Genomic DNA, 16,957 nt, shown 5'->3' on the forward strand with positions numbered 1-16,957 from the left:
TCGGCGGACATAGGGTTGACCCCATGTCGACGACGCCTGCCCATGCCGCTTATCTCCGCCACCCCGATGTCCGGGGCGACACCGTCACCTTCACCGCCGCCAACGATGTGTGGCTGGCTCCGCTGGCCGGCGGCCGCGCCTGGCGGCTGACCGACGAGGGCGCACCCGTCAGCTACCCCCGCTTCTCGCCCGACGGCGACCACATCGCCTACACCTCCCGCACCTCCGGCGGCCCGGAGGTGTGGGTGATCAGCGTCGAGGGCGACACCGCCCCGCGCCGCCTGACCTACTGGGGGCGGCCCAGCACCAAGGTCGTCGGCTGGCTCCCCGATGGCCGCATCGTCGCCACCACCAGCTACAGCGCCCCGATCGCCCGCGATGCGCAGCTCTGGGCGATCAGCCTCGAAGGAGAGACTGAGCTGCTGCCGCTGGGCCGCAGCGGCGAGGTCGCGATCCACCCCTCCGGCGCCACCGTGGTCGCCACCCCGTGGCGCCGCGACCAGGCCTCCTGGAAGCACTACCAGGGCGGCACCGCGGTGAAGCTCTGGGTCTCCCACGAGGACGTCCCGCTGGACGCCGCGAGTAAGGCCCATGCGGGCCGGTCCTGGGAACCGCTGCTGGACGAGATCCTCGCCTCGAAGCTGCGGATCGCCTGGTACGGCGACCGGCTGCTGTTCGCCTCCGACACCCCCGGCCCCGGCGCGGCCCTCACCGACCGCGCCTCCGCGAACCTCTGGTCGGTCGCGCTGGACGGCTCTGACCTGCGCTCCCACACCTCATTGAGCTCCGCCGAGGGCTACCTGCGCGAACCCGCGACCGATGGCGAGACCATCGTGTTCAGCTCTCGCGGCCGGCTCTTCGCGATGGATTCCCTGGATGCGGAGCCGCGAGAGATCGAGATCCTGGCCTCCGGGGTCGGCGCCTCCCGCTTGCCTCGGCCCGCCTCCGCGAGCGAGAACCTGCTGGCCATGCGCCCGCTGCACGACGCCCGGGCGAGCGTGGTCGAGTGGCGGGGCAGCGCCCATGCACTCACCCACCGCGGCGGCCCCTCGCGGCTGCTGGCCGGAACCTGCGGGCTGCGGCTGCGGGAGGTGCGTCCGCTGGGCCGCTCCCCCTTCGCCCTGTTCGTCTCTGATGCGGAGGCGCTCGCGGATCGGGAGCAGGGCGGCGTCGGCTCCGACGTGCTGGCCCTCGCACGGCTGGACGGCGGCGGTGAGGAGATCCGGCTGGACCTCGGCGAGGTCGGCCGCATCCTGCACGCGATCCCCTCCCCCGACGGTTCGAAGGTCGCGATCTCCTCCCACGACAATGTGGTGCGTCTGGTGACGCTGCGCGGGATCGAGGATCCGGCGAAGGTGTCGTCCTCCGCGCCGAAGGATCCGTCGGCCTCCGCCTGGGAGCAGGATGCCGAGGCGGCGGTGGAGGCACCGCACCTGGACCATGTGCGCGAGATCGGCCGGTCCGTCGGCGGCGAGGTGCGGGATCTGGCCTGGTCACCGGATGGTCGCTGGCTGGTGTGGGCCGAGCCGAACTCCTGGGAGCTGAGCCGGCTGATCCTGTCGGACACCGAGGATCAGGAGCCGACGGGCCGGGCGCTGACCTCCGGCAAATACCAGGACTCCACCCCGGCCTTCAGCGCCGACGGGAAGCATCTCGCGCTGCTGAGCCTGCGCACCTTCGAAACGGTGTATGACGACATGGTCTTCGATCTCGGCTTCGTCAACGCCGAGCGGCCGTTCCTGCTGCCGCTCGAGCGGACCACCCCCGATCCCTTCGGCCCGCACCCCGACGGCTGGGGTCCCGCCGGGCCCGGCCCGGACGCCAAGGACGGACCCGGTGGAAAGGACAGCGCGAGCACCGATGGCGCCGGGACCGACGGCGTCACGGGCAGCGGCGCGGTCACGAGCGCCGGCAAGGCCGCAGCGACCGCCGCCTCCGCCCAGCCGGCCACCTCCCACAGCGCCGCCGGCGCCGAGGACGCCGGCCGCCCGCCCCGCACCCGCATCGAGCTCGAGGACATCGAGTCGCGCCTGGTCCCGTTCCCCGTGGTCTCCGGCTACTACTCGCATCTCACCGCCGTCAGCGACGGCTTCGTCTGGCTGCGGCACCCGCAGCAGGGCGTGCTCGGCAGCACCCGGGCCGGAGTCGAGGGCGACGCGCCCACGCCGACCCTCGAGCGGTGGAGCCTCAGCGACCGCAAGCTCACCACCCTCGCTGAGGGCGTCACCGACCTCTCCGCCTCGGGCGATGGGGAGAGCCTGGTCGTCAAGCAGGGAACGAGTTGGGTGCAGATCCCCTCGACCCGCAAGGCGGAGGACGAGGACCCGGCCCGGGTCGTCATCGACACCGGGCGGATGCGCCTGAACGTCGATCCGGTCAAGGAGCGCCGCGGGATGCTCTGGGACAACTACCGGATCATGGCCCAGCAGTACTGGCGTGCGGACATGGACGGCATGGACTGGCACGCGATGACCTCCTGGTACGACCCGGTGATCGAGCGCCTGGTCACCGAGGACGACTTCCAGGACATGATGTGGGAGGTCCAGGGCGAGCTGGGCACCTCGCACGCCTATGTGCAGGGCGGGGTCTACCAGGCCGATCCACCGATGCTCCCCGCCTACCTGGGTGCGGACTTCACGCTGCGGGACGGGCGCTGGGTGATCGCCCGGATCCTGCCGGGCGACTCCTCCGATCCGGATGCCCGCTCGCCGCTGCTCGCCCCCGGGGTGGGCGCCGAGGTGGGCGATGCGGTGCTCCGCGTCGACGGCCGCCGGGTGTACTCCGAAGGGGTCGAGGCCGCGCTGGTCGGGGCGGCGAACAAGCCCACCGAGCTGGTGCTGCTGCGTGACGGCGCCGAGCACCGGGTCGCGGTCACGCCTCTGGCCGACGACTCCGCGCTGCGCTATCAGGCCTGGGTCGCGGCCCGTCGGGAACTGGTCGAGGAGCTCTCGGGCGGCCGCCTCGGCTACCTGCACATCCCCGACATGGTCTCCTCCGGCTGGGCGCAGATGCACCGTGACCTGCGCGAGGCCTCCACCAAGGAGGGCCTGGTGGTGGACGTGCGCTACAACAGCGGCGGCCACACCTCGCAGCTGGTCACCGACCGGATCGCCCGCCGGGTGCTGTCCTGGGGCTACCCGCGCCACCAGCGGCCCGGCACCTATCCGGCATTCGCGCCGCGCGGCGCGGTGGTGCTGGTGACGAACCAGGAGGCAGGCTCCGACGGCGACATCGTGAACGCCGTCTCGCGCGCTCTGGAGGTGGGGCCGATCATCGGCACCCGCACCTGGGGCGGGGTGATCGGCATCGATGGCCGCTTCGACCTGGTCGACGGCACCGGCGTCACCCAGCCGAAGTACGCCAGCTGGTTCGAGGGCGAGGACTGGGCGATCGAGAACTACGGCGTGGAGCCCGACATCGAGGTGCCGCTGCCGCCGAACGCCTGGGTCGGCGGCGAGGACCCGCAGCTCGAGCGCGGCATCACCGAGGCGCTCGCGCTGCTCACGCAGAAGCCCGCCGCGGTCGCACCCCCGCTCCCCGCACCCCGCTTCGGCCCTGCGAAGGGCTGAGTACGCCGGAAGAGCCGAGCCCGAGGGCCGGGTCCGGTGAGCCGGGCCCGGTGGGCCATCGGCCCGGCACCCGCAGGATTGTCCGATTCTGAGCCAGTTCCGACCCGAAACTGGCTCAGAATCGGCCGATCCTTGGGCGGGGGCGTTGCCGATCCGTGGGCCAGGGCGTTGCCGATCCGTGGGCCAGGGCGTTGCCGATCCGTGGGCCAGGGCGTTGCCGACCCGTGGGCGGGGGCGTTGCAGATCCGCGGGCGCGGGTGGTGTCTGAGGGCACGGGTGGTGTCCGAGCGCGCGGGTGGTGTCCGAGGGCGCGGACGTTATCCGCGGGACGCTTCTCCCGACGGGCCGGCCCCCGCCCCGCAGCCGCAGCTGCGGGTCATCGCAGCCCGTGCGTGGCCGCGAAGAAGTAGCGATGGGCGAGCTCCGGTTCCGGCGCAGAGCCATCGCCCCTGATCTCCCAGGCGTCCCCGGCGGCCATCTGCGCCGCTGCCCGGGCCACGGGATGAGTGTCGTCGGGCTGCAGATCCCGTGCGATCGCCTCGTTCCCGAGCGCGATGCGCTCGAGTGGCGTCAGCGGGGTGCTCTCGAGCGAGCGCGGGGCGATGATCCGGGCGGCGAGCAGTCGGGAGAGCGCCCCGAGAGCGACGGTGACAGCGGCGATGAGGACGATGAGGGCGAGCCCGATCAGTGCGGAGGTCATGCCTCGATCCTGCGCGCCGGAAGTCATCAGGACAAGCGATGATTCAAGCACGACTGTTCAGCCCTGCTGAACGACGGTAGGGTCGCCCCATGCTCGATCCCGTGAAGCTCCGCGTGCTGCGCTCCGTCGTCGAGACGGAGAGCGTCCGCGCCAGTGCGGAGGCGCTCGGCTATACGCCCTCTGCGGTCAGTCAGCACCTGTCCTCCCTGGGCAGGGAGACTGGCGTGACCCTCCTGCAGCGCACGGGACGGGGCATCTCCGTCACCGCCGGCGCCCGCCTGATCGCGCAGGAGGCGGGCACGGCTCTCGACGCCCTCGCCGCCGTGGAGCGGCTCGCGCGCGAGCTCGCCAGCGGTCGCACCGGCTCGCTGACCTTCGGATATATGACGTCCGTGGCCGCCACCTGGGTGCCGGTCCTCGCTCGGGACGTGCGGCAGGAGTTCCCGGAGCTGTCCCTGGACCTGTTGTACAGGGACTGCTCGGTCCAGGAGGCCGGCAGTCGTGCGGACATCGTGCTGGCCGACGACATCACCCCGTCCTTCGGCGCGGACTGGCGCGAGGTCGATCTGCTCGAGGAGGTCTACTCGGTGCTCGTCGCCGCCTCGCATCCGCTCGCGGAGCGTGACGAGGTGGGTCTGGCTGAGCTCTCGGACCTGCGCTGGGTCACCGACGATCCGCTGGACTCCTGGTGGTTCGACCGGATCGCCGCGGCCTGCCGCGCCGCCGGGTTCACCCCGCCGGTGGAGGTGAACCCCTCAGACTTTCCCGCGGTCACCGGATTCGTCGCCACCGGGGAGTACGTGAGCGTGCAACCCTCGCTGATCGCGGCCGAAGTGCGTGCCGAGATCGTGGCGATCCCGCTGCGTCCCCCCGCCCCGACGCGGCGCGTGCAGATGCGGGTGCGGCGTGCTGTCGAGGACAACCCCGCAGCGCGCTTCCTCACGGAGCGCATCCGCTCCCTCACCGTCCAGACCGCGGCCCGGATCCCGGGTGTCATCGCGCTCTAGACCGACTGCGCTCCGGGCTGGATGCGCTCCGGGCTGGATGTGCTCCTGGCCGTCTGCGCACCGAGCCGTCTGCGCTCCATGAGTCCCGCGGCGCGCGGGCAGCACCGTCCCTCGGCAGGCCCGTGACGGAGGTCCTCGCCGCCCGGAACCCGCGGGTGGACAATGGCGGGGACGTGATCTGCGCCGTCGCATCTGCCCCGGCGCCCGAAAGGAGCACCCTGTGAACGCATCCGCCATCGACCAGCGCATCGCCGAACTCCCCGTCTCAGTGGACCTCACCGAGGACGCCGTGATCCTCGAGGTGGACCTCGCCGGCACCGGTGAGCAGATCTGGGCGCATCTCACCGATCCCGCGCTGCTGGCGACCTGGTCGCCGATCGTGCCCGAGCGGCCCCTGACCGAGGTCGGCCCGGTGCTCGCCCGAGAGACCCAGGAGGCTGATCCGGTCGCCGCCGATGTGCTCGCAACCGCCGGCGGCCATGCGCTGAGCCACCGCTGGGGCGATGACGTCCTGGAATGGCTGGTCGACGAGGCCCGGCTGACGCTGATGATGAAGCTCGCCGCCCCGCAGTACGCGCCCACCTACCTGGCCGGCTGGCAGGTGTGCCTCGGCGTGCTCGATGCCCGACTGGTCGGTCTGGACCAGGAACGGATCGTGGGCCACGACGCCCTCGAGCACGGCTGGACGCAGCTGCGGGACCGCTACGCACAGGAGCTCGATCTGCCCGACCAGCCCGAGGTATAGAACCTCCGCGGCACCCTGCGCAGCCACCGGGCCAGCGCAGGGCCGGCGCAGCACTCGGCGCGTTGCGCTCACCGCACGTCGATGTGCAGCGCCACCTCGACCAGGTCCCCCACGCCGACCTGCTCGGCACGTTGGACGGCAACCTTGACCGGCACCAGGTAGCCGCCGTCCCGGGGGAACAGCGAGGTGGTGAAGTCGGTCTTCCCGATGCGGGCGGACACCGGGATGCAGCCCCAGCCGTAGGTCGCCGAGCGGGCGATCGCGGCGATCGCGTCGGCCTCGTCGTCAGGAATCGCAGCGAAGACGAACGGCGCCGGGCCGCGCCATTCCACGGTGGTCGCAGTGAAGGTCAGGTCCATGTCCAGAGCGTAGACCCCGGCGGATCCGGACCTTCGGCCCGCCCATAGCTCACGTTGCGGTCCTACGATGAGATCACCGGTGACGGACTCATCGACGGGGGCACCGTCGTCGGCTGCTGAAGCCCCCGGCCCAGGAGGTCACGATGCGCGACGACGGCTTCACCTCACAGTCCCCGCTCCCCGCTGATCCCGGCGCCCGCCCTCTCGGCGTGCTGCTCGGCTTCGACGCCTCGGACCATTCCGTGCGGGCCCTCTTCTATGCGGCGCGCGCCGCTCAGCGCCTGGGCTGCCCGCTGACAGTGGTCACCGCCTATACGGTGCCCACCATGGCCTATGCAGACGCCGCCCTGGTGCCTAGCGTGCCCGCGGCGGTCGCCCGCCTCGCCGCGGCCCAGGAGCTGCTCGAGCTGGCGCGGGAGCACCTGCTCGGCTATCCCGGCGAGGTCGATCTGCGCACCGAGCACGGCGATGCGGCCGGGGTCCTGGTAGGGCTGTCCGCCCAGGCCCAGCTCGCGGTCGTCGGCGCCCGGGGCCAGGGCGGCTTCCTCGGCCGTCTGCTGGGCTCGGTCTCCTCGGCGCTGCCGGCCCATGCCCATTGCCCCACCGTGGTGGTGCCGGAGCAGTACGAGATCGGCTCCGGGAGCGGCGCCGAGCGCTTCGCCCCGCAGCCGCTCGCTGCTCCCGTCGTGGCGGGGGTGGACCTCTACCAGCTCAACCAGCCCGCGCTGGAGCATGCGGTGGCGGCGGCGCGCCTGCGCCAGGCGCCGCTCGAGCTGCTCGCGGTGATGCCGCGCCCCGACGCCTGGGGCACCGCCTATATGGCCTGGCTCCCCGACGCCAACATTCTGGAGAAGTACCGACAGGAGCTCGCGAAGGAGCTCGAGGTCCTCGTCGAGTCGCTGCGCGAGTCCCATCCGGACCTCACGATCAGCGGGACCGCGCTGGTGGCGGATCCGGCCCCGTCCCTGCTGGCTGCCACCGAGACGGCCCAGCTCACCGTGCTCGGCACTCGCGGGCATGGACGGGTGGTCTCCACCCTGCTGGGCTCGGTCTCCCGCGCCGTCCTGTCCAAGGCGCAGGGCCCGGTGATGGTCGTGCCACCCACGGCGCCGGCCGCCTAGAGGGGCACAATAGGAAGCATGACCTCGAGCCGCTCCCCCCTGCGCCTGCTGCGCGGGGGCATGGCGGCCTCGCTCGCGACCCTGGTGGCCCTCGGTGGCCACCTGGTGGGTGGCGGGGCGATGCCGTCATGGCTCGGGGTGGCGCTGCCGTGGTGGCTCGCCGTGACCGTCTGCACGGTGCTGGCCGGCTCCCGTTTCTCGCTGCCGCGGATGGGCGTGGCCGTGCTCAGCAGCCAGGCGCTGTTCCATGGGCTGTTCACCGCGGGCACCCCGGGGGATCCGAGCATCACGCTGGTCGCTCCGCCCGGCTCCCACCTGGGCCATGGCGCCCACCACGCCACCGCAGGCGATCCTGGCGGGACCGGATCCCCGGCCTCGCCGTCGCACGCCGGGCATGGGGCCGACGGGGTGGCCACGGCCGCCGATCATGCGCTGCACGGCAGCCACGCTGATCTGCAGATGCTGCTGTGGCACCTCGCCGCGGCGGTGGTGACCACGCTGCTGCTGCAGCGCGGCGAGGACTTCCTGCTGCGCTGCGCCGGCCTGGTCGACGCAGTCCTGACCGTGCTGGGCCGTCCACCGCATGCGGTGACCCTGCCGACCCTCGTCCTGCCCGGCCCGGCCCGACCGGTGCCGGAGAGCGCTCCTCTGCGGCGTGTGCGCCGGGCGGTGCTCACGCCGCAGCAGCGACGAGGCCCACCGCTGGTCCTGGCTGCCTGAGCGCCGCCGCCTCACGGCGACGGTGCACCTTCTCTGCCTGCTCAGGCAGCCCTTCGGATGATCACCCGCACGGCATCTGCCGTCCGGAACTCCCTCACGCCCCCTGCCGATCGCGGATATCGCCGTCGGCCGGCGGAGCGTCTCCGAAAGGACCTCGCATGTCCCGCAGCACACCTTCGCACGCCCTCTCGACCTCCACCAGCTCCCGTACCTCTCTGCTGTCCGCCCGTCTCCCCCGGCGCGCGGCCCTCGCCACGCTGCTGCTGCCGCTAGCCGCCTGCGCCGCAAAATCTGGGGACGCCGACGCTCCCGCCAGTGACGGCGGTGGCACTGACCGGCCCGCCGACGGCAGCGCCAGTCCCGCTGGAGGGCTCACCGTCACCGACCCCTGGGTCAAGGCCGCCGAGGAGGGGATGACCTCCGGCTTCGGCACGCTCATCAACGGCACAGCGCAGGATCTCGTGCTGAGCGGTGCCCGCACCGCCGCCGCGTCGCGGGTGGAGCTGCATGAGACCACCGCCGACGGCTCGGGCGGCATGAGCATGCAGGAGAAGGAGGGTGGCTTCGCTCTGCCCGCCGGTGGGGACCTGCTGCTCGAGCCGGGCGGCAACCACCTCATGCTCATCGAGCTCACCGCCGCCCTGCGCCCGGGGGACGAGGTGGAGCTGATCCTGGAGTTCGAGGACGGCACCGAGCATCCGTTCACCGCCACCGTGAAGGACTTCGCCGGCGCCCAGGAGCACTACGAGCCCGAAGGCTCCTCCGGATCGGGCGCCTCCGATGGCGGCGGCGCGCACGGCGAGCACGGAGGTGACGAGTGACCCCGCAGGATCCCTCAGCATCCCGGCTCGGGCGTCGCCACCTGCTGCGCGCAGGTTCGCTCGGGGTCGGAGCGCTCGGCGTGGGCGCGGCCTCGATCGGCGTGGACCGCGCGCTGCGGGACGGCGAGAGGACCACAGCGCCCTCCTCGGCCGCTGCCGCCGCACCGTCCCTGCACGGCGGGGCGACCGTTCCCTTCCACGGCGAGCACCAGGCGGGGATCTCGACGCCCGCCCCCGCAGCCGCGACGTTCGTGAGCCTGGACCTGCGCGAGGAGGTGGATAGGGAGGGAGTGCTGCGCCTGCTGCGGCTGCTCACCGACGATGCCGCCCGGCTCACGCGAGGTGAGCCGGCGCTCGCGGATACGGAACCGGAGATGGCGGCGGAACCGGCCGCGCTCACCGTCACCCTCGGCATCGGGCCGGGACTGATGGAGCGGGCCGAGCGGCCTGTCCCGGAGTGGCTGGTCCCGCTGCCGGCCTTCGGGATCGATCAGCTCGAGGACAGGTTCTCCGGCGGGGACCTGCTGCTGCAGATCGCGGCGGAGGACCCGCTGACCGTCTCCCATGCAGCGCGGATGCTGCTCAAGGACGCCCGTGCCTTCACACGGGTGCGCTGGGTGCAGCCGGGGTTCCGCCGCTCCCCCGGGACGCAGGCCCCCGGCACCACGATGCGGAACCTCTTCGGGCAGCTCGACGGCAGTGCGAACGCCACCCTCGATTCCGAGCACTTCTCCCGCGTGGTGTGGATCCAGGAGGGACCGTTCGCAGGCGGCACCTCGATGGTGATCCGGCGGATCAGGATGGATCTGGACGGCTGGGACGAGGCGGACCGCACTGCCCGCGAGCAGGCCACTGGAACCCGGCTGGACAGCGGCGCACCACTGACCGGCGGCACGGAGACCTCCCCGGCGGACTTCGAGCAGGTCTCCGTGAATGGGTTCCCCGTGATCGGGGAGTTCTCCCATATGCGGCGAGCGCGCGGCATCGACGAGGGTGAGCATCAAGAGATCTTCCGTCGGCCATACAACTACGACATCGCGCCGCCGGCCGGCTCCGAGACGATCTCCGCGGCGGGACAGATCTTCGTGTCCTTCCAAGCGGATCTGCTGGGCCAGTTCCTGCCGATCCAGCAGCGTCTGGACGCGCTGGACCTGCTGAACCAGTGGACCGCCCCGATCGGGTCGGCGGTCTTCGCGATCCCGCCGGGCTGCGCCGAGGGCGAGTTCCTCGGGGAGGCGGTGCTCCGCTGACCCTCTCGAGGCAGCCGGGTGCCGGGACGAGGCAGCACCGTCCCGGCGCCCGGCCGTCACCGGGGCTTCTCCCTGTCACCGCCCGGTGGCAACCCATGGCGAAGCCGCAGACGAGGACCGCTGTCGCCTCGTATGCTGGCTCGACGACCACCGAGCCGCCGCATCGTTGGCGTGCGAGTGCAGGTGGCCCCGACGAGCGCAGGAGATCCCCATGCCCCGCTTCAACATCCCGGCCGAAGACGCCCAGGGACCCCTCGTCGTCGGGATCGACATCGGCTCCGGCGGCACCCGCGCCGCGGTCTACGACGTCTCCGGCCGTGAGCTCGGAAAGCTGAACCACAAGGAAGCACACGAGTTCACCGTCGCCGACGACGGCACCAGCACCATCGACGCAGACCAGATCGTCGAGGAGATCCGCACCTCCCTCGCCGCCGTGCTCACCACCGAGTCGCTGCCCGGCGAGGTGACCGCGATCGGCTTCGACACCTTCGCCTCCTCGCTGATCGCGGTCGACGCCGCCGGCAATGCGCTGACCCCCTGTATCACCTACGCGGACACCCGCTGCCACACCCAGGTCGACGCACTCGCCGCCACTCTCGATGTGGAGGGCCTCCACGAACGCACCGGCGCACGCCTGCACTCCTCCTACACCGCGCCGCGCCTGGCCTGGCTGCGCGAGACCCAGCCGGACGTCTTCGCACGCGCCACCCGCTTCATGGCGCTCGGCGAGTACGCGGCGTTCAAGCTGCTGGGCACCCCCGCGCTCGGCACCGCCTCGGCCGCCTGGTCCGGCATGATCGACCGTCGCACCGGCGAGTACGTGCCCGAGCTGCTCGAAGCCGTGGGCGTCGACGTCTCCGCGATGGGCACGGCGCTGGATCCCGAGGGCGCGATCCCGGTCGGCGGCACCCCGCTGGCCGCCGAGTTCCCGCAGCTGAAGAACGCGGTGTGGCTGCCGGTGATCGGCGACGGTCTGGCCGCGAACCTCGGCATCGGCGCGCTCGGCGAGGGCACCTGGGGCATCTCGACCGCCACCTCGGGCGCGATCCGCCAGCTGCTCTCCACCGAGATCCCCACCCTGCCCAGCGGACTGTGGGCCTACCGCGTGGACCAGCAGCGCACCCTCGTCGGCTCCGCGATGAGCGACTGCGGGCGAGTGCTGGACTGGTGCCGCAACGAGCTGGCGATGCCCTTCGAGGTCTCCGAGACGGACACCACCTCCCTCTTCTCCGCCCCGGTCTCTGCCGGCACCCCGCTGGTGGTCCCGTTCTTCTCCGGGGAGCGCGGCACCAAGTGGCGCGGCAGCTCACGGGCGATGTTCGCGAACGTCGGCGCGTCCACCACCTGGCAGGACATGCTGCGCGGGGCGATGGAGGGCGTGGCCCTGTCGTTCCTGCGGATCGCCGATCAGATGCGCGAGGCCGGCGGCGAGCCGGAGCGGATCGTGCTCTCCGGCGGCATGACCGGCGCGATCCCCGGCTGGCTGCACCTGCTCTCCGATGCGCTGGGCGCCCCGATCGACCACGTCGCCGTCTCGCGCTCGACCATGCGCGGCGCCGCGGTGATGGCGCTCGAGCAGGCCGCTCCCGGCGTCCCCGTCGCCGAGGCACCGGTGCTCACCCATGTCGAGCCCGTCGCCGCCCATCAGGACTACTACCGCGAGCGCCTCGAGCGCTTCGAGAAGCTCGCCGACCTGGCCTGAGCTCACGGCGCGGGCCGGATACCCTGACCGGATCATGCCTCTGCTGACCCGCGCCACCGGCCGCGCCTATTTCGCGCTGCAGGCCGTCGCGGGAGCGCTCTGGTGGGTGCTCGTGTCCACGGTCCCGGCCGTGGCCGCGGCGACCCTGGGGAGCCTGAACCCGCTGCTGGTCGGGGCGCTCGACATCCCCCTGTTCGTGCTGGCCTCCGCCCTGGTGGCGCTCGGGGTGCGCCGTGCGACCTGGGTCGTGGTGCCCTGGACCCTGCTGGTCACCGCGGGGATGGTGCTCTATGCGACGCTCACCGGGACAGCCGGATGGGGAGCGGTGGCGATGATCGCCGCCTCGGCCGGGTCGGTTCTCGCGGGAATGCTGGTGCTCTGGGGCCGGATCCCGATCCAGACATTCCTCGTGGGCCCGCTCGCCTTCCGGCCTGCGCGCCGGGTCGAGGGGAGTGCGCCGCTGGTGGCGACCCTGCTCCAGATGATGGCGTTCTGGACGCTGTTCCTGGTGGTGCTGCCGCTGCCGATGATCTGGCTCGAGCGGCGCTGGCAGGTGGACGCGACGCTCCCGGACGCAGCCCGCCTGGCCACGGTGATCGCCGGAGCGGCGCTGCTGCTCGCCGCGAGCCTGCTCGGAGTCGCCTCGGCGGTGACCATGGCGCGCCTCGGCCGGGGCACCCCGCTGCCCGGCGCGATGGCGAACGAGCTGGTGATCGCGGGACCGTACCGGTGGGTGCGGAACCCGATGGCGGTCGCCGGGATCGCGCAGGGCGTCGCCGTCGGCCTGCTCGGGGCGTCCTGGCTGGTGATCTTCTACTCGCTGGCCGGCGGGGTGCTGTGGCATCTGCTGGTCCGCCCGGAGGAGGAGCGGGATCTCGCCGCGCGCTTCCGCGAGGACTATGCGCGATACAGCGCGCGGGTGCGCTGCTGGGTGCCGCGGCTGTGACCCGCACGTGATGAGCGCGTGAGGACCACGAAGGTTCTCACGCGCTCATCACTGGGCAGCAACGGCCCTGAGGGTGGTGGCAGGCGCTGTCAGGGACGCGGCAGGCGCGTCTCCTCGGCGACGACCGCGGCGACCAGGGGGTCGCCGGCGGGCACATCGATCAGTGCCAGCAGAGCGGTGACCCGTTCGGTCGCGTCCTCGATCGCCGCAGCGGTCGCGATCTGAGCAGCCTTCGGGTCCTGGACCTCGTTCCCGCCGCGCACACGGTCGGTGACCCAGGCGGTCCAGGCGGCGACGGCCGCGACCTCACCGGGAGCCTTGTCCGGACCGCCGCGCTCGGCGATCACGGGCAGGGCGCGCACGGGAAGCTTCACGGAGCCGTCTGCCGCGATGCGGATCAGGTTGTCCGCGAGACGCGGGTTGCGGAAGCGGTCCTCGAGAGCAGAGGTGTAGGCGTCGAGCTCGTGATCCGGCAGCGGCAGGGTCGAGCGGGCCTCGGCCCACAGCTGCTCGACCAGCGCCCGCACCTCGCGGTGCGAGATGGCCTCGTCCACGCGCTCCACGCCCGCGACCTGACCGGCATAGGCCATCAGGGTGTGGGCACCGTTGAGCAGGCGCAGCTTGCGCAGCTCGTGCACCTCGATGTCGTCGGTGAACTGCACGCCGGCCTTCTCCCACTCGGGGCGACGGCCGCGGAAGCGGTCCTCGATGACCCACTCGGTGAAGGGCTCGGTGACCACCGGGACGCTGTCATCCAGGCCGGTCTGGGCGCGCACGGTCTCGGAGGCGTTGTCGTCGGCGGAGGGGGTGATCCGGTCGACCATCGAGGAGATGACATCGACGTGGTCCGGGAACCAGGCCTTGGTCTCCTCGTCGAGCTCGGCGAGGACCGCCTGGCCCAGCACCTCGCCGTTGCCGGTGAGGTTGTCGCAGGAGACCAGGGCGATCGGCTCGGTGACTCCGGCCTCGCGGCGGGCCTTCAGGCCGAGCGCGATGCGGGCGGGGGCGGAGGTCGCGGGATCACTGCCGGCGGCGTAGCCCTTCTCGGTGATGGTCAGGGTGACCACCGCGGTGAAGGGGTCGGCGAGCAGGCGCACCAGGGCATCGACGTCGGAGGCGGGGAACACCTCGTCGATGACGTCGACGATGCTGACCTCATCCTGCTCCGGGCCGCGGACGATCAGGCCGTACCTGCCGCCCTGGGCGTTCAGCGCGTCAGCCATGGTGGCCGAGCGGCCGGTGAAGGCCACCACGGACCAGCCACCGGCCACGTCGGTGCTGAACAGGGTGTGGGAGCGGGCGAAATTGCCGATGCCGAGATGGACCAGACGGCCCACGTCCGAGGGGCTGGGAGTGCTCATCAGTTCTTCTCTCCTGCAGCGCCGAGGCGGAAGACCTCGCGCGGCTGCTGATCGGGCAGGGTGGCCACGAGCTCCTGAGCGTCCTCGAGACGCATCCGGTGCTCGGCGACCAACCCTGCGAGGTGCGTCGCATCGAGGCGGCGGGACATGTCATGCCGTGCCGGGATCGAGCAGAACGCGCGGGTGTCGTCGATGAAGCCGCTGGTCCGCGAGTAGCCGAGGGTCTCGGAGACGGAGCGGCGGTAGCGGAGGATCGCGTCGGGCGAGTCGATGAACCACCACGGCGCACCGGCGAACACGGAGGGGTACACGCCGGCCAGCGGAGCGATCTCGCGGGAGAGCACCGTCTCATCGATCGTGAACAGCACGACGCGGAAGTTCGGGTGGTGACCCACATCGTTGAGCATCGGGCGGACATGGTGGACGTAATCCACCGCGACCGGGATGTCGAAGCCGACGTCCGCGCCGAACTTCTCGAACATCGCATCGCTGTGGTTGCGCAGCACGGCCGGATGGATGGTCATGACCAGACCGTCATCGGCGGCCAGGCGGGCCTGGTCTCCGAGCAGGTGGCGGCGCAGGGCCACGGCGTCGTCGGCGCCGATGTCGCCGGCGCGGGCGGCGGCGTAGAGGCGGCGGGCGTCCTCATCGCTGAGGCGGGCGGTGCCCGGGTCGATGTGGGCGTGGTCGGAGGAGACTGCGCCGTGGTCGCGGAAGTAGAGGCGGCGGGTGCGCATCGCCTCGTGGTAGCCGTCGTAGGTGGCGACGTCGACCCCGGCCGCCTCACCGAGAGCATCGGTGAGGATCGGGAAGTCGGGACGGCCGGCCTCGAGGTACTTGTCCGGGCGGAAGGTGGGGATGACCCGGCCGGTGAAGTCCTCATCCGCAGCGAGCGCGGCATGCGGGGCGAGGTCGTCGATGGGGTCGTCGGTGGTTGCCATGACCGTGATCTTGAACTGCTCGAACAGGGCGCGGGGACGGAACTCCGGACGGGTGAGCTTCTCGGCGATCTCGTCGTACATCGCCTCGGCGGTGCGCGGGTTCAGCACCGTCTCGAGGCCGAAGACCTCGTAGAAGACGTGCTCCATCCAGTAGCGGGAAGGAGTGCCGGCGTAGGCGTGCCAGTGCTCGGCCAGCAGGCTCCAGGCCTTGCGGGAGGCGGCCTCATCCAGCGGGCCCTGGCCCACGCCGAGGTCCGCGAGGTCCACGCCGCGGGCGTGCATCAGGCGGTTGACGTAGTGGTCAGGGGTGATGAACAGCGAGGTCGGGTCGCGCCACGGCTCGTTGTCCAGGAGCAGTCGAGGGTCGACATGGCCGTGGGGCGAGACGATCGGCTGGTCCTTCGCGAGCTCGTAGAGCCCGCGGGCGATCTCGCGCACGGCGGGGTCGGCGGGGAAGAGTCTGTCAGGGTGCGGGACGAAGGCGTCGTTGCTCATGCGGCCATCCTCGCAAGGCCGCGCAAGTCCTGCTGGACATTGTCATCGGTTGCCGCTGGTCGCAGGAGCCTCAGCTGCCCGCTTCGCGGGGCCCCGTGGTGCCGCGCGGCACCAGCCGCACCGGCAGAGAGCCCTCGACCGGGGTGCGGTGGGCCGAGGGATTCTCGATCCGGCGCACCAGGCGCTCCACCGCAGCGCGGCCCTGCGCCCGCTTGGGGCTGACCACAGTGGTGAGCCCACCGCCGACGAGGCGGGAGAGCTGGATGTCGTCATGCCCCATCACCGACAGCTGGCCGGGGACCCTGATCCCCGCGCGCAGCGCGGAGACCAGGAAGCCGAAGGCGACCAGGTCGTTGTAGCAGATCACCGCGTGGGGAAGGGAGTCGCGCAGCTCCTCGAAGGCCTGCTCGCCGCCGGTCGTGGTGGGGGCGAAGGGGCCGTGGCGCTGCACCTGCAGCCCGTGCTGACGCGCGGCGACGCGGGCTGCCCGCCAGCGCTCTCCGTCGGACCAGGAGTTCACGGGGCCGGCGACATAGGTGACGGTGCGGGTGCCGTTCTCGGCGAGGTGCGCCATGGCCTGGCCCATCCCGTGCTCGTAGTCCGGGGTGACCGAGTCCAGGCCGGCGACGCGGCGGTTCAGCACCACCACGGGGATGCGCTTGGTGAGGTGATTGAGGGTCGCGTCGGAGAGGCGGGTGCCGGCGAGCACGATCCCGTCGACCACGTTCACGGCGCTCTCGAGGCTGGTGCGCTCACGCGCCTCGTCCTCCACGGTATCGAGCAGGAGCAGCAGGAACTCCTGCTCGTGGGCGGCCTCCTGCATCCCGGAGACGAGCTCGGCGAAGTAGGGGTTGGTGAGGTCGGGGACCTCGATGCCGAGGCGGTGGTGGCGGTGACCGCGCTCCTGGGCGGCGGGGGCGCTGGTGCGATAGCCCAGCTCCTTGGCGGCGTTCATCACCGTGGCGTGGGTGGCGGCGCTGACCCGGCCGGGCCTCGAGAAGGCACGCGATACCGTGGACGGGGCGACGCCTGCTGTTTTCGCGACGTCGTAGATCGTCACACGCTTGTCCGCCACCTGGCCGGCTCCGTCCTCGCCTGCTCGGCGTTGCCCATCTGCTGCGGCGCGCCCTGGCCCCGACCGTGCTCGAAGCGGGGCACATGCGCGTTGTCCTTGCCGGTCGATGCTACCCCGACCAGGGGCAACCCGCGGCAACCGGGCG

14 protein-coding genes are annotated in these 16,957 nt (G+C 72.0%); 9 read left to right on the plus strand and 5 right to left on the minus strand.

Annotated elements, in window-relative coordinates:
• The first annotated feature begins 23 nt into the window (after nt 1-23).
• The gene (locus ABD893_RS01705; protein WP_345075790.1) at nt 24-3,569 is read left to right on the plus strand and encodes a S41 family peptidase; all 3,546 of its coding nucleotides are present in this window, start codon (nt 24-26) and stop codon (nt 3,567-3,569) included.
• A gap of 376 nt (nt 3,570-3,945) precedes the next feature.
• Here the strand turns inward: ABD893_RS01705 and ABD893_RS01710 are convergent, their stop codons facing one another.
• Nucleotides 3,946-4,269, minus strand: a complete 324-nt coding sequence (locus ABD893_RS01710) for a hypothetical protein (RefSeq protein ID WP_345075791.1) — start codon at nt 4,267-4,269, stop codon at nt 3,946-3,948.
• Nucleotides 4,270-4,358: 89 nt separating this feature from the next.
• Between ABD893_RS01710 and ABD893_RS01715 the strand changes: the two genes are divergently transcribed.
• A complete protein-coding gene (locus ABD893_RS01715) occupies nt 4,359-5,276 on the plus strand; it encodes a LysR family transcriptional regulator (protein WP_345075792.1) in 918 nt (305 codons plus the stop codon).
• A 220-nt stretch (nt 5,277-5,496) separates the two neighbouring features.
• A complete protein-coding gene (locus ABD893_RS01720; protein ID WP_345075793.1) occupies nt 5,497-6,021 on the plus strand; it encodes an SRPBCC family protein in 525 nt (174 codons plus the stop codon).
• Between the two features lie 68 nt (nt 6,022-6,089).
• Here ABD893_RS01720 and ABD893_RS01725 read toward each other — a convergent pair whose 3' ends face one another.
• Complete coding sequence (locus ABD893_RS01725) at nt 6,090-6,380, minus strand: DUF1905 domain-containing protein (RefSeq protein WP_345075794.1); 291 nt, start codon at nt 6,378-6,380, stop codon at nt 6,090-6,092.
• Nucleotides 6,381-6,523: 143 nt separating this feature from the next.
• Between ABD893_RS01725 and ABD893_RS01730 the strand changes: the two genes are divergently transcribed.
• The 6 genes from ABD893_RS01730 (at nt 6,524) to ABD893_RS01755 (ending at nt 12,940) form a co-directional block, all read left to right on the plus strand.
• Nucleotides 6,524-7,501, plus strand: coding sequence for a universal stress protein (locus ABD893_RS01730; protein ID WP_345075795.1), 978 nt, complete (start codon nt 6,524-6,526; stop codon nt 7,499-7,501).
• Between the two features lie 18 nt (nt 7,502-7,519).
• Nucleotides 7,520-8,221, plus strand: coding sequence for a hypothetical protein (locus tag ABD893_RS01735; RefSeq protein WP_345075796.1), 702 nt, complete (start codon nt 7,520-7,522; stop codon nt 8,219-8,221).
• A 158-nt stretch (nt 8,222-8,379) separates the two neighbouring features.
• Nucleotides 8,380-9,042 (plus strand): copper chaperone PCu(A)C, encoded by a 663-nt coding sequence (locus tag ABD893_RS01740; RefSeq protein WP_345075797.1) that lies wholly within the window; start codon nt 8,380-8,382, stop codon nt 9,040-9,042.
• Complete coding sequence (locus ABD893_RS01745) at nt 9,039-10,292, plus strand: Dyp-type peroxidase (protein WP_345075798.1); 1,254 nt, start codon at nt 9,039-9,041, stop codon at nt 10,290-10,292. Before ABD893_RS01740 ends, ABD893_RS01745 begins: the two co-directional genes overlap by 4 nt.
• A 211-nt stretch (nt 10,293-10,503) precedes the next feature.
• Complete coding sequence (locus ABD893_RS01750; RefSeq protein ID WP_345075799.1) at nt 10,504-11,994, plus strand: gluconokinase; 1,491 nt, start codon at nt 10,504-10,506, stop codon at nt 11,992-11,994.
• 34 nt (nt 11,995-12,028) lie between these two features.
• Nucleotides 12,029-12,940, plus strand: a complete 912-nt coding sequence (locus tag ABD893_RS01755) for a methyltransferase family protein (RefSeq protein ID WP_345075800.1) — start codon at nt 12,029-12,031, stop codon at nt 12,938-12,940.
• Nucleotides 12,941-13,029: 89 nt separating this feature from the next.
• Here the strand turns inward: ABD893_RS01755 and ABD893_RS01760 are convergent, their stop codons facing one another.
• The 3 genes from ABD893_RS01760 to ABD893_RS01770 all read right to left on the minus strand — a co-directional run bounded on the left by ABD893_RS01760 (nt 13,030) and on the right by ABD893_RS01770 (nt 16,812).
• Nucleotides 13,030-14,301 (minus strand): mannitol dehydrogenase family protein, encoded by a 1,272-nt coding sequence (locus ABD893_RS01760; RefSeq protein WP_345075801.1) that lies wholly within the window; start codon nt 14,299-14,301, stop codon nt 13,030-13,032.
• Nucleotides 14,301-15,737: a glucuronate isomerase gene (gene uxaC / locus ABD893_RS01765; protein WP_345075802.1), complete on the minus strand. Its 1,437-nt coding sequence runs from the start codon at nt 15,735-15,737 to the stop codon at nt 14,301-14,303. Before uxaC ends, ABD893_RS01760 begins: the two co-directional genes overlap by 1 nt.
• Nucleotides 15,738-15,807: 70 nt before the next feature.
• A complete protein-coding gene (locus ABD893_RS01770) occupies nt 15,808-16,812 on the minus strand; it encodes a LacI family DNA-binding transcriptional regulator (protein WP_345075803.1) in 1,005 nt (334 codons plus the stop codon).
• Nucleotides 16,813-16,957 lie beyond the last annotated feature (145 nt).

It is taken from the genome of Brachybacterium paraconglomeratum (genome assembly GCF_039541415.1).
Taxonomy (GTDB): domain Bacteria; phylum Actinomycetota; class Actinomycetes; order Actinomycetales; family Dermabacteraceae; genus Brachybacterium; species Brachybacterium paraconglomeratum_A.

Bases quoted from the DNA above. Each gene is read 5' to 3' on its own strand.
- ABD893_RS01760 (WP_345075801.1), bottom strand. From the start codon at position 14,301: ATGAGCACTCCCAGCCCCTCGGACGTGGGCCGTCTGGTCCATCTCGGC.
- uxaC (WP_345075802.1), bottom strand. From the start codon at position 15,737: ATGAGCAACGACGCCTTCGTCCCGCACCCTGACAGACTCTTCCCCGCC.
- ABD893_RS01715 (WP_345075792.1), top strand. From the start codon at position 4,359: ATGCTCGATCCCGTGAAGCTCCGCGTGCTGCGCTCCGTCGTCGAGACG.
- ABD893_RS01705 (WP_345075790.1), top strand. From the start codon at position 24: ATGTCGACGACGCCTGCCCATGCCGCTTATCTCCGCCACCCCGATGTC.
- ABD893_RS01725 (WP_345075794.1), bottom strand. From the start codon at position 6,380: ATGGACCTGACCTTCACTGCGACCACCGTGGAATGGCGCGGCCCGGCG.
- ABD893_RS01750 (WP_345075799.1), top strand. From the start codon at position 10,504: ATGCCCCGCTTCAACATCCCGGCCGAAGACGCCCAGGGACCCCTCGTC.
- ABD893_RS01755 (WP_345075800.1), top strand. From the start codon at position 12,029: ATGCCTCTGCTGACCCGCGCCACCGGCCGCGCCTATTTCGCGCTGCAG.
- ABD893_RS01735 (WP_345075796.1), top strand. From the start codon at position 7,520: ATGACCTCGAGCCGCTCCCCCCTGCGCCTGCTGCGCGGGGGCATGGCG.
- ABD893_RS01740 (WP_345075797.1), top strand. From the start codon at position 8,380: ATGTCCCGCAGCACACCTTCGCACGCCCTCTCGACCTCCACCAGCTCC.
- ABD893_RS01730 (WP_345075795.1), top strand. From the start codon at position 6,524: ATGCGCGACGACGGCTTCACCTCACAGTCCCCGCTCCCCGCTGATCCC.
- ABD893_RS01710 (WP_345075791.1), bottom strand. From the start codon at position 4,269: ATGACCTCCGCACTGATCGGGCTCGCCCTCATCGTCCTCATCGCCGCT.